The organism is Streptomyces sp. NPDC040545 (genome assembly GCF_055595065.1).
Genome location: NZ_JBVIWA010000004.1, coordinates 330804 through 342716 on the forward strand (window position 1 = coordinate 330804; position 11913 = coordinate 342716).

At 73.1% G+C, this 11913-nt stretch carries 10 protein-coding genes and 1 riboswitch; of the genes, 8 read left to right on the plus strand and 2 right to left on the minus strand.

Annotated elements, in window-relative coordinates; translation table 11 throughout:
* Window positions 1-21 precede the first annotated feature (21 nt).
* Window positions 22-138: riboswitch (SAM riboswitch) on the plus strand.
* 225 nt (window positions 139-363) lie between these two features.
* On the plus strand, window positions 364-1749 hold the full coding sequence (locus ACZ573_RS11950; protein ID WP_471302447.1) for an aminotransferase class V-fold PLP-dependent enzyme: 1386 nt from the start codon (window positions 364-366) through the stop codon (window positions 1747-1749).
* A gap of 655 nt (window positions 1750-2404) precedes the next feature.
* On the opposite strand, the gene ACZ573_RS11955 is transcribed toward ACZ573_RS11950, so the two are convergent.
* Both ACZ573_RS11955 and ACZ573_RS11960 read right to left on the minus strand, forming a co-directional pair.
* Complete coding sequence (locus tag ACZ573_RS11955) at window positions 2405-2686, minus strand: Lrp/AsnC family transcriptional regulator (protein ID WP_030013053.1); 282 nt, start codon at window positions 2684-2686, stop codon at window positions 2405-2407.
* Window positions 2683-3417 (minus strand): rhomboid family intramembrane serine protease, encoded by a 735-nt coding sequence (locus tag ACZ573_RS11960; protein ID WP_471302450.1) that lies wholly within the window; start codon window positions 3415-3417, stop codon window positions 2683-2685. Before ACZ573_RS11960 ends, ACZ573_RS11955 begins: the two co-directional genes overlap by 4 nt.
* Before the next feature lie 124 nt (window positions 3418-3541).
* Here ACZ573_RS11960 and ACZ573_RS11965 point away from each other — a divergent pair, with 124 nt between their 5' ends.
* From ACZ573_RS11965 to ACZ573_RS11995, 7 genes are all read left to right on the plus strand, one after another.
* Window positions 3542-3781: a hypothetical protein gene (locus ACZ573_RS11965; protein ID WP_008738811.1), complete on the plus strand. Its 240-nt coding sequence runs from the start codon at window positions 3542-3544 to the stop codon at window positions 3779-3781.
* A gap of 40 nt (window positions 3782-3821) precedes the next feature.
* On the plus strand, window positions 3822-5186 hold the full coding sequence (locus ACZ573_RS11970) for an NYN domain-containing protein (RefSeq protein ID WP_471302675.1): 1365 nt from the start codon (window positions 3822-3824) through the stop codon (window positions 5184-5186).
* Between the two features lie 253 nt (window positions 5187-5439).
* A complete protein-coding gene (locus ACZ573_RS11975; RefSeq protein ID WP_382549793.1) occupies window positions 5440-6468 on the plus strand; it encodes a C40 family peptidase in 1029 nt (342 codons plus the stop codon).
* A 245-nt stretch (window positions 6469-6713) separates the two neighbouring features.
* The gene (locus ACZ573_RS11980; protein WP_471302453.1) at window positions 6714-7769 is read left to right on the plus strand and encodes a C40 family peptidase; all 1056 of its coding nucleotides are present in this window, start codon (window positions 6714-6716) and stop codon (window positions 7767-7769) included.
* A 73-nt stretch (window positions 7770-7842) separates the two neighbouring features.
* Window positions 7843-8958: a hypothetical protein gene (locus ACZ573_RS11985; protein ID WP_471302457.1), complete on the plus strand. Its 1116-nt coding sequence runs from the start codon at window positions 7843-7845 to the stop codon at window positions 8956-8958.
* A gap of 23 nt (window positions 8959-8981) precedes the next feature.
* Complete coding sequence (locus ACZ573_RS11990; RefSeq protein ID WP_471302460.1) at window positions 8982-10124, plus strand: glycosyltransferase family 4 protein; 1143 nt, start codon at window positions 8982-8984, stop codon at window positions 10122-10124.
* A gap of 169 nt (window positions 10125-10293) precedes the next feature.
* Complete coding sequence (locus ACZ573_RS11995; RefSeq protein WP_471302463.1) at window positions 10294-11910, plus strand: GMC oxidoreductase; 1617 nt, start codon at window positions 10294-10296, stop codon at window positions 11908-11910.
* Window positions 11911-11913 lie beyond the last annotated feature (3 nt).

Sequence of the window (11913 nt, forward strand, 5' to 3'; positions counted from 1 at the left end):
CTTGTGGCAGGATGCTGACCAGGTCACGAGTGACAGCGTTTAGGCCCCGGCTTGCTGTCCGGCAACCCTCCTTCCGTGGCGGGGTGCCCCGGGTGATGACCAGGTCGTAGGCAGCAAGGCCTACGGCAAGCGCGGATCCCTCGACACCAGGGGTCCTGGTCTTCTCGAGGAGCTTTTTCCGTGAGCAAGCGAATGCGATAGGGCGACTCCGCCCCTACTTCACCCCTCGGACCAGGGTCACTTCCGTGTACCCCCCCGCCCAGCGCGGACCGAGGACTCTCCCGTACCCCGGACGGCCGCAGCGCCGTACCCGCGTACGGGCACACCGAAGCCATTCAGCCCTGCCTGCCGGGAGATACCGCCATGTCCGCAACCCTGAACGCCGCCGTCGCCACCACCGCAGCCACCGCCGACCCCGCCTGTGCCGAGCCGCTCGCCGTCCTCGGCCGCGACGTCACCGTCCCCCTCGTCACCGGCGGCGAGGTCACCTACGCGGCCCTCGACTACGCGGCCAGCGCCCCCGCCCTGCAGCGGGTCTGGGACGACGTGGCCGCGTACGCCCCGTACTACGGCAGCGTGCACCGCGGCGCCGGATACCTCTCGCAGCTCTCCACCGACCTCTTCGAGCAGAGCCGGGTCACCGTCGCCGAGTTCCTCGACTGCCGCCCCACCGACCAGGTCGTCTTCACCCGGTCCACCACCGACTCGCTGAACCTGCTCGCCGCCGTACTCCCCGCCGACTGCCAGGTGTTCGTCTTCGAGACCGAGCACCACGCCTCCCTGCTGCCCTGGACGAACGCACAGGTCACCTACCTCAACGCGCCGCGCACCCCGGCCGAGGCCGTCGCCACCTTGGAGCGGGCGCTGGCCGACCGCGACCCGTACGGCCCCGCCCTGGTCTGCGTGACCGGCGCCTCCAACGTCACCGGCGAGCTGTGGCCGGTCAGGGAACTCGCCGCCGCCGCGCACGCCCACGGCGCGCGCATCGTGCTGGACGCCGCCCAACTGGCCCCGCACCACCCGGTCTCCGTGCAGGAGCTGGACGTCGACTGGGTCGCCTTCTCCGGGCACAAGCTCTACGCGCCCTTCGGCTCGGGCGTGCTCGCCGGACGCGCGGACTGGCTGCAGGAAGCGCAGCCGTACCTGGCCGGCGGCGGGGCCTCCCGCAAGGTGGCCCGGCGTGCGGACGGCGGCGTGGACGTCGAGTGGCACACCACCGCGGCCCGCCACGAGGCCGGCTCTCCGAACGTCATCGGCGTCTACTCCATCGCCTCGGCCTGCAAGGCCCTGACCGAGGCCGGCTTCGAGAACCTCGTCGCCCGCGAGCAGTACCTCATCGCGAAGGTCCGCAGCGGCCTGGCGGAGGTCCCGGCGGTCCGGATCCTCTCCCTCTTCGGCGACGACGCCCCGCGGGTCGGCGTGATCTCCTTCGTCGTGGACGGCTGGAACAGCTCCCACTTCGCCGCCGCACTGTCCGCCGAGTACGGGATCGGCGTCCGCGACGGCCTGTTCTGCGCCCACCCGCTGGTCCGCACCCTGCTGGGCAGCGAGCCGCAGGCCCAGGGCGAATGCGGAGCCCCCGAGGCGGCGCCGGGGGAGCGCTCGCTGAACGCGATCCGCGTCAGCTTCGGCGCCGGGACCCCGGACGAGCACGTCGACCGCTTCGTCGGCGCGGTGAAGGAACTGGTCACCTCGGGAGCCAAGTGGCAGTACCGCACGGAGGAAGGCCGCTGCGTACCCGCCGTGTGACCTGCGGTCCGCTCGGCGGTGTGCGATACGGCTCTGCCCTTGCCGGCCGGGGCGGCGCCCGGTCCCCTGCGGGGTGCCCTGCGGTCGGCTCGGCGGTTCACGGCGTGGGCTGCCCCTGCGGGGGCGGTCGCCTCAATCGCCGGCGGGGCTTCAAAGGGTGGGGCGGTGCCCCGCACGAGGGTCTCCTCGGCTCGGCGCATTCGGGCTCGTCCCGGCCAGACGGCCGTGGTCGCGCCTCGTCCTGCGGGGACCCTCCTGCGTGTCCCCGCCCCACGGCAGGGCTCCGACAGCCCGGCTCCCATCCCCCTGTGGGCTTCGACAGCCTGAGGGGTGGGGGGACGGGGCGGGGTGTCCCCGCAGGACGAGCGCGCAACCACCGGGTACGGCCGAGACACGCCCGCACGCGCCGAGCCGAGGAGACACCCCGCCCCGGCACCCCACCCCGCCCCCTGCCGACAGGCCCGCCACATCCAGCCCCGCCGGCGATTGAGGCGCGGGTCCGGGCAGCGCCCGGCACACCGCCCGATCCGAACACACCGCCCGCGCCCGGCGCACGGCCCGCGCCCGGCGCACGGCCCGCGCCCGGCGTGGATCCGGCCGCGCAGCCGAGGGGCAGGGCGCGGCCCGGGCCGTACCGCAGACCGCGCCGGAGGCGTTACGCGTCCAGGCCGATCGCGAACGCCGCCTCCAGGTCGTGCTGGGAGTACGTGCGGAAGGCCACGTGGGTGTCCGTCGCCTCGACGCCCGGGATCTTGCTGATGCGGCCGGGGATGATGTCCGCCAGGTTCTCGTGACGGGCCACGCGGACCAGCGCGATCAGGTCGTACGTCCCCGTGACGGAGTAGACCTCGCTGACGTTCTCGAGGGCGGCGATGGACTCGGCGATCTCGGGGATCCGGTCCACGCTGGTCTTGATGAGCACGATCGCGGTGATCACGGCTGGCTGTCTCCCTCGGTGGCCGTCGCTGGTCGTCTCACTCTAGTCGTACCCCGATAGCGGACCCACGCGTAGAAGAACCCGACCGAGAAGCCCACCAGATGGGCCAGATAGGCGACTCCCGGCCCGCTGCCGGCCCGCTGCGCCGCCACCCACTGGAGGGCGAACCAGAACAGCAGCACGATCCACGCCGGGAACCGCAGCGGCAGGAAGAAGAGGAACGGGAACAGGCTCGTCACCCTCGCGCGCGGGAGCAGGAAGAGGAAGGCGCCCAGCACGGCCGAGATGGCTCCGGAGGCCCCGACCAGTGTCTGCGGGGAGCCCGCGTTGGCCGCCGCGTACGCCGCCATCGCCAGGTACCCCGTGCAGAGGTAGAAGACGAGGAACGCCGGGCGGCCCATCCGTTCCTCCGCCATCGCCCCGAAAACGAACAGGAAGAGCATGTTCCCGAGCAGGTGCAGCCAGCTGCCGTGGACGAACAGCGCGGTCAGCGGGGTCAGCCAGGCGCGGGGACTGCCCGTGAAGAGCTCGTCCGGGACCACGCCCCAGCGCCGGAAGTAGGCCGTCCCGGCGGACAGCAGCTCTTCGCCGGTCCCGTAGGCCGGGTTGAGCCCCGAGGCCGGGCCGAGTACGAACACCACGGCGCAGCCCGCGATCAGCGCATGGGTGACCACCGGTCCCCGGGCGGCCTCGCGAACGGCCCGCCACCTCACGATCATGTGACAGAGCATGACGCAAGGGGACCCACCTGAAGCGGTGGCAGGCCGTAGGGTTACGAGCTGCGGTCCGCAGGACGACGCATACGGCGGCGCGGGCGGCTTTAATTGAATCAGCTACGAAGGAGAGAGCGGCCTGATGACGGTTCCCCTGCCGACCGACACCACCCGGTGGCGCTGCACCCTGTGCGGCAATCTCACGCGCTTCGACGTGACGCGTTCGTCGAAGGTCGTGGAGTACGTCCACCTGGACCTCGCCGGGGAGCCCAAGGTCGAGGAGCGCGAGGTGGTCAATGAGACCATCGAGTCGGTCCGCTGCCGCTGGTGCAACGCGGTGGACCAGATCGAGCTCGTGGACAGGCCGGGCGCGGACTCCTGACGGAGGCGCACCCACAGGAAGATCACGGTAGGGGTGACGGATTGTGGAGCCAGCAAGCGGCGCTGAGCCGGCCGACGCGGCCGGCGACGCCGCCGAGGCGCTCGACCACCCGCTGCCGGAAGGCGTGCGGCGCCGGGTCGTCGCGCTCGTCTCGGACGCCTTCGGCGGACTGACGGTCGCGGACCTCCCGGCGCAGCTGCGCCAGTACGCCCGTTTCACCCCGACCCGGCGCGCCAAGTTCGCGGGCAACGCCATGGCCGCGGCGGTCGAGACCGACGCCGTGTTCCGGAGCCGGGTCGCCGAGAAGCTGCGCGAGGCGCAGGCCGACCTGGCCGCCGCGCTGGAGGCCGGCGCGCCCCCGGCCGCCGCGGATCCGCTGGACGTGGCGGCCGCCGCCTTCATCCTGCGGCCGGCCGGCTGGATCAAGCTGGTGGCCGCCGCGGGCGAGGAGGCGCAGCGCGCCGACGCCGAGCGGGTCGGCGAGGAGACCCGGCGCGAGCTGGAGCGCCTGCGCGAGGAGCTGGCCCATGCGCGGGAGCTGCAGCGCACGGGCGGGGAGCAGATCCGGGTCGAACTGGACGCGGCCCGCAAGGAAGCGGAATCGCTTCAGCGCAAGCTGCGCAGCGCTCTCAGCGACGTCAAGCGGGGTGACGCGGCCCTGCGCAAGGTGAATGCGGAGATCGACGGGATCCGTGGCGACGCGGCCGCCCGGGTGGCCGCCGCCGAGAGCGAGACCCGGCGGCTCAAGGCCCGTCTCGCGGAGGTGGAGACGGCGCTGGAGACTTCGCGCCGCGCCACCCGTGAGGGGCGCAGCATCGAGGACATGCGGCTGCGGCTGCTGCTGGACACCGTGCTGGACGCGGCCCAGGGGCTCCGCCGGGAGCTGGCCCTGCCGCCCGTCTCGACGCGGCCGGCCGACACCGTGGACGCGGTGGAGCCGGGCCGGATGACGCCGAAGGACATTGCGGCGCGGGCCCTCTCGGAGACCGATCCGGCGTTGCTGGACCAGTTGTTGGCGCTGCCTCAGGCCCATCTGGTGGTCGACGGGTACAACGTGACCAAGACGGGCTATCCGACGATGCCGCTGGAGAAGCAGCGGCTGCGGCTGCTGGGCGGGCTGTCGATGCTGGCCGCGCAGACGGGCGCGGAGATGACCTGTGTCTTCGACGGGGCGGAACTGGCGGCCCCGGTGCTGCTCGCGCCGCCGCGCGGGGTGCGGGTGCTGTTCTCCAAGGCCGGGGTGACGGCGGACGAGCTGATCCGCCAGTTGGTGCGTGCGGAACCGCCCGGCCGGCCGGTGGTCGTGGTCTCCACGGACCGGGAGGTCGCCGACGGGGTGGCCAAGGCGGGCGCCCGGCCCGTGACGTCCGCTTTGTTGCTGAAGCGGCTTTCGCGCGTTTCATAACTCCTTGCCGCAATGCCCGAATTGATGGGACTCGCGGGGGACGCACCGTCAAGTGCCCTGCACAGAGCGTGCGCTGTAGGTAAAGAACCTGGTCGGAGGACGAGTTTTTTCCCGGCAGGATTTGAACTGATCACAGATGGGTCACTAGGGTCTGGTCAAACCTTCGTGCGGTAGATCACTCATTCGGGGTGGCAGCGAAGGTGCTGCCGAGTTGCGTTCTTCGGCGGCTCCCAGGAAGAAGGAGCTCGCCTTCGTGGCGTCCCACCGTCGACCCAAGCAGCCGAACCGCGCTCGTGTGACCGTGCTCACCTCGGTCGCGGCCGCAGCCGTCGCCCTCACCGCGCAGAGCGCCTCCGCCGCGCCGGCGAAGCCGAGCAAGGACGAGGTCAAGAGCCAGGTCGACGCGCTCTACGAAGAGGCGGAGCAGGCCACCGAGAAGTTCAACGGGGCCAAGGAGCGCCAGGACAAGCTGGAGAAGGAGATAGGCCAGCTCCAGGACCAGGTCGCGCGCGGCCAGGGCGAGCTCAACGACCTTCGCAGCACGCTCGGTTCGATGGCCAGCGCCCAGTACCGCAGCGGCGGCATCGACCCTTCCCTCGCGCTCCTCCTCTCCGAGGACCCCGACAGCTACCTCGACAAGGCCTCCTCGCTGGAGCACCTGAGCGCCAAGCAGGTCGAGGGAGTCCAGCGGATCCAGGACAAGCAGCGCACGCTCGCGCAGCAGCGCCAGGAGGCCGCCGGCAAGCTCGCCGACCTCGACGCCACTCGCAAGGAGCTCGGCGAGAAGAAGAAGGTCTCCACCGAGAAGCTCGCCGCGGCCCAGGCCCTCCTCAACACCCTGACCGCGCAGGAGCGCGCGGCCATCAAGGACGAGGACACGCGCGCCAGCCGCGCCGACGGCCAGCGCGTCGACCTCGGCAACGTCAAGGCCTCCGGCCGCGCCGGCGCCGCCCTCGAAGCCGCCAAGACGAAGCTGGGCTTCACCTACCAGTCCGGCGGCACCGGCCCCACGGTCTACGACTGCTCCGGGCTGACGCAGTGGGCCTACAAGCAGGCCGGCGTCACCATCAGCCGCACCACCTTCACCCAGGTGAACGACGGCACCCGCATCAGCCGCAGCCAGCTCCAGCCCGGTGACCTGGTCTTCTTCTACGGCGACCTGCACCACGTCGGCCTCTACGCCGGCAACAACATGACGCTGCACGCCTCGAACCCGCGCAGCGGCATCAAGTACGAATCCATGGACAACATGCCGTTCCAGTTCGGCGTCCGGGTCGGCTGACCCCCTCCGCCCCGCGGTCCGGGACGCGCCGTACACCGCCCATCCGGGCGAATTCCACGGCCTCCCCCTGACCTCACGCCCCGCCGGTGACCTGCGTCTCCTGCGGGGCGTCGGCATGTGCGCCCGCCGACGGCCGTTGGCCGGTGTGTGGTCGCGCCGCTACTGTCTGCCAGCGCGGAACCCGGCACACGGCCGTCCACGGGGGGCGGACCCGGGCCCCGCACAGCGGAAGGGAGCGGTTTCACGTGGCGTCCCATCGCCGGGCCGGCCTCGGCAGCCTCGACCGGAACACGAAGTACACCGTCCTCACCGCCGCCGCGGCCACCGCCGCGGTCGCCATGACGGGCGTACCCGCGAACGCGGCCCCCGGCCACCCGTACGAACCCGGCGGCGGGGCGAGAACCGGCATCAGCGCCCAGGTCGACCGCCTCTTCGAGGAGGCCGAGCAGGCCACCGAGCGCTTCAACGAGGCCGGGGAGAAGGCCGACCGGCTCCGCATCGAGGTCAACCGGGCCCAGGACGCGGTGGCCCGCGGCCAGGAGCGCATCAACACCCTGCGGGGCGTCCTCGGCACCTTCGCGGGGGCCCAGTACCGCGGCGGCGGCATCGACCCCGCCGTCGGGCTGATGCTGGCCGAGAACCCCGACGCCTACCTGGAGCGGGCCGCCGCCCTCGACCGGCTGACCGGCCGCCAGGCCCGGCAGCTCGACGAACTCCGCGAGGAGCAGCGCGAACTCGGCCAGGAGCGCCAGGAGGCCTCCCGCAAACTCGCCGAACTCGACGCCCTGCGCTCCGACGTGGCCCGGCACAAGCGCTCCGTCACCGCGAAGCTCGCGGCCGCCCGGCGGCTGCTCAACGCCATGCCCTCCGGGGAGCGGGCCGACTACGAACGCGCCTCGCGCTCCGGAGGCCGCCCCGAGGGACTGCCCGAGCTGCCCTCCCTGGGCCCCTCCTCCGGACGCGCCGAGACCGCCGTGATGGCGGTCCGGGCCGCGGTGGGACGGCCGTACGTGTGGGGCTCCACCGGCCCCAGCGGCTTCGACTGCTCCGGGCTGATGGTCTGGTCGTACCGGCAGGCCGGCGTCTCGCTGCCGCGCACCTCGCAGGCCCAGCGGCACGCCGGCCGGCAGGTGCCGCTGTCGCAGGCCCGCCCGGGCGACCTGGTGACGTACCGCTCGGACGCCAGCCACGTCGGCATGTACGTCGGCAACGGCCAGGTGGTGCACGCCCCGTACCCCGGGGCCCGGGTCCGCTACGACCCCGTCGGGATGATGCCCGTCTCCTCGGTGACCCGACCCTAGGGGGTGTCGTGCCGGTCGAGCCCGGCACGACCGGCAGGACTCCCCCTGGCGCAGCCGTGCGTACGATCGTCGGATGCCCCCCGTCCGCCGGTCCCTCGTACGCGTGCTGCCGCTCCTGCTGAGCGCGCTGCTCGCCGGGTGCGGCGCGCCCGCCCTGCGGGACGGCGCCGAGCGGGACATCCGGGAGGCCGTCGCCGACTGGTCGCGGACGCCGCCCGCGCAGCTCGCCGGGATCCCGCTGGAGGGATGGGCGTACGAGGTCTCCGCGGTCCGGCGGGACGGCGCCGGGGCCACCGCCCGGGCGGAGCTGCGCTACCGGCTGAGCGGCTACGACGCGGCCGCGGCCGGGTCGGCGCGCGAGGTGCGCCTGACCCGGGACGGCGGGCGGTGGCACGTCACCGGGGACCGGGCCGCGCCGGGCGCGCTGCCGCAGCTGTGGGACCAGGGCCCGGTGGCGGTGGTCCGCGGGGCGCACGCGCTGGTGCTGGGCGTCGGACAGGACGCCGGGACGCTGTCCGCGATCGCGGCGGAGGCCGACCGGGCGGTGCCCGCGGCGAGCGCCGCCTGGCCGGGGCCCTGGGCGGGCCGGGCCGTGGTGCTGGTGCCCGGATCCGTGGAGCGGATGGCGGAGCTGCTGGGCCGCCCGGCCGCCGAGTACCAGGGCATGGGGGCCGTCACGACGGGCCGGGTGGGCGCGGGCCCCGCCCCGGCCGACCGGGTCGTCGTGAACCCGCAGGGGTGGGCGCAGCTCAGCCCTGCGGGCCGCGGGGTCGTCCTGACCCACGAGGTCACCCATGTGGCCACCCGGGCGGCGACCACGGCCACGACCCCGCTGTGGCTCTCCGAGGGCTTCGCGGACTGGGCCGCCTACCGCGGCACCCCGGCCGCCCCCGGGCAGGCCGCCCCGGCGCTGGCCAGGGCCGTACGGCGGGGCGAGGTGCCGGGCGGGCTGCCCCGGGCGGAGGACTTCGCCTTCGGCGGCGACCCGGAGGCCCTGGCCCGGGCGTACGAGGGCGCCTGGCTGGCCTGCCGGCTGATCGCGGACAGATGGGGCGAGGCGGCGCTCGTGGACCTGTACGGGAGGGCCGGGCGCGGGCCGTGGCCGGTGGCGGTGCGGGAGGCCCTCGGAGTGGACCCGGACGCGCTGACGAAGGACTGGCAGGAGGCCCTGCGGGCGGAGTTCCGCTGAGGGCGTCCGGTACGTTGGCACCGATGCACAAGACGCTGATCGTGACCAACGACTTCCCGCCGCGCCCGGGCGGCATCCAGGCCTTCCTGCACAACATGGCACTACGGCTGGATCCCGACCGGATCGTCGTCTACGCCTCCACCTGGAAGCACAGCGCGGAGGGCCGCGAGGCGACCGCGGCCTTCGACGCGGAGCAGCCGTTCCAGGTCGTCCGCGACCGTACGACGGTGCTGCTGCCGACCCCGCGCGTGACGCGGCGGGCGGTGGGCCTGCTGCGCGAACACGGCTGCGAGTCGGTGTGGTTCGGGGCGGCGGCCCCGCTCGGGCTGATGGGCCCCGCGCTGCGGCGGGCGGGTGCGCGGCGGATCGTGGCGACCACCCACGGGCACGAGGCGGGCTGGGCCCAGCTGCCGGCCGCGCGGCAGTTGCTGCGCCGGATCGGCGAGGGCACCGACACGCTGACCTACCTGGGGGAGTACACGCGCTCGCGGATCGCCTCGGCGGTGACGGACCGGGCGGCGGCCCGGATGGTGCAACTCCCGCCGGGGGTGGACGAGAAGACCTTCCACCCCGGATCGGGCGGGCCGGAGGTCCGGGCCCGGCTCGGGCTGACGGACCGGCCGGTGGTCGTCTGCGTCTCCCGGCTGGTGCCGCGCAAGGGGCAGGACACGCTGATCGAGGCGATGCCGCAGATCCTGGCGGCGGTGCCGGACGCGGTACTGCTGATCGTGGGCGGCGGGCCCTACGAGGCGGACCTGCGGGAGCTGGCCGTCTCCACCGGGGTCTCGGACTCCGTCGTCTTCACCGGAGCCGTCCCCTGGTCGGAACTCGCGGCCCACTACGGCGCGGGCGACGTCTTCGCCATGCCGTGCCGGACCCGCCGGGGCGGGCTGGACGTGGAGGGGCTCGGCATCGTCTACCTGGAGGCCTCGGCCACCGGCCTGCCGGTGATCGCGGGCGACTCGGGCGGGGCGCCGGACGCGGTGCTGGACGGTGAGACGGGCTGGGTCGTGCGGGGCGGATCCCCGGAGGAGGCGGCGGACCGGATCGTCACCCTGCTGAAGGATCCGGAACTGCGGGCCCGGATGGGCGAGCGGGGCCGCGCATGGGTCGAGGAGAAGTGGCGCTGGGACCTCCTTGCGGAACGCCTGCGCGAGCTGCTGTAGCCGGTGCCGGCTGACGATTTCAGTCCCTCCGGCGTTTGAGGAGCGGGGTTCGCGGCGGAGCCCCGACAGCGGAGCTGCGGCCGACGGGCCGCGCCACGTCTGACTGTTCCTCAGATGTCTGTCAATACCGCGTCTGGGCGGACGGCTGGATTCCGCCCATGATGCGGCCATGACATCCAATCTGACGCGCCGTCAACTACTGGGACTCGGCGCCCTCTCGACCGCCGCCGCGCTCGGCTTCACCCGGATCGGGGCGGCCTCCGCCGCGGCCGTGGAGCCCGCCGCCGCCCCGTACGCCCCCGCCATCGTCGTCGGCTCCGGCTACGGATCCGCCGTCGCCGCCCTGCGGCTCGGCCAGGCGGGCGTGCGTACCGTCGTGCTGGAGATGGGCCGGCTCTGGGACACCCCCGGCGCCGACGGCAAGGTCTTCCCCTCCACCTCCGCGCCCGACCAGCGCTCCATGTGGTTCCGCAACCGCACCGAGGCCCCGCTCGCCCAGTTCCTCTGGCTCGACGTGGTCAACCGCGACATCAGCCCCTACCCCGGCGTCCTCGACCGCGTGAACTACGGCGACATGTCCGTGTACGTCGGCCGGGGCGTCGGCGGCGGATCGCTCGTCAACGGCGGCATGGCCCCGACACCCCGGCGCTCGTACTTCTCCGAGGTGCTGCCCCAGGTCGACGCCGACGAGATGTACGGCACGTACTACCCCCGCGCCCGCGCCATGCTCGGGGTGAACGACATCGACCCGGCCTGGTTCGAATCCACCGAGTGGTACCGCTTCGCCCGGATCTCCCGCAAGCACGCCCAGAACACCGGCCTGAAGACCGTCTTCGTCCCCAACGTCTACGACTTCGAGCACATGAAGCGCGAGGCCGCCGGCACCGCCCCCCGCTCGGCCCTGGCCGGCGAGGTCATCTACGGCAACAACCACGGCAAGAAGAGCGTCGACAAGACCTATCTCGCCGCCGCCATCGGCACCGGCAACGTCATCATCGAGACCATGCAGCGCGTGGTCGGCGTACGGCCCGACCCGGCCGGGGGATACGTCCTGACCGTACGGACCAGCGATGTCACCGGACGGGTCACCCAGGTCCGCGAACTCGGCTGCAAACAGCTCTTCCTCGGCGCCGGGAGCCTGGGGACCACCGAGATCCTGCTGCGGGCCCGCGAGAGGGGGACACTGCCCGCGCTCAGCGACAAGGTCGGACTCGGCTGGGGCCACAACGGCAACGTCATGACCGCCCGCGCCAATCACCTGTGGGACACCGTCGGCTGCAACCAGGCCACCATGCCCGCGATGGGCATCGACGACTGGGACAACGCCTCTCACCCGGTCTTCGCCGAGATCGCCCCGCTCCCCATGGGCATCGAGCACTGGATCTCGATGTACCTGGCCATCACCAAGAACCGGGAGCGCGGGCACTTCACCTACGACGCCGCCACCGACTCGGCCCGGCTCAACTGGCGGCGGGACCAGAACACGCCCTCGGTCGACGCGGCGAAGAACCTCTTCGACCGCATCAACCGGCGGAACTTCACGATGTACCGCTACGACCTCTTCGGCGACAACAAGGCCTTCGCCGACAACTTCACCTACCACCCGCTCGGCGGCTGCGTCCTCGGGGACGCCACCGACGTGTACGGGCGGGCCAAGGGCTACCAGGGGCTGTACGTGGTCGACGGCTCCCTGATCCCCGGATCGCTCGGCGTGAACCCGTTCGTGACCATCACCGCCCTCGCGGAACGGAACATGGCCCGGATCCTCGCCGAGGACCCCCGCTAGGCC

What these genes read in the sequence shown, in the direction of transcription:
- ACZ573_RS11965 (WP_008738811.1), top strand. Translation starts at nt 3,542, where the DNA reads ATGACGGTTCCCCTGCCGACCGACACCACCCGGTGGCGCTGCACCCTG.
- ACZ573_RS11985 (WP_471302457.1), top strand. Translation starts at nt 7,843, where the DNA reads ATGCCCCCCGTCCGCCGGTCCCTCGTACGCGTGCTGCCGCTCCTGCTG.
- ACZ573_RS11960 (WP_471302450.1), bottom strand. Translation starts at nt 3,417, where the DNA reads ATGCTCTGTCACATGATCGTGAGGTGGCGGGCCGTTCGCGAGGCCGCC.
- ACZ573_RS11995 (WP_471302463.1), top strand. Translation starts at nt 10,294, where the DNA reads ATGACATCCAATCTGACGCGCCGTCAACTACTGGGACTCGGCGCCCTC.
- ACZ573_RS11990 (WP_471302460.1), top strand. Translation starts at nt 8,982, where the DNA reads ATGCACAAGACGCTGATCGTGACCAACGACTTCCCGCCGCGCCCGGGC.
- ACZ573_RS11950 (WP_471302447.1), top strand. Translation starts at nt 364, where the DNA reads ATGTCCGCAACCCTGAACGCCGCCGTCGCCACCACCGCAGCCACCGCC.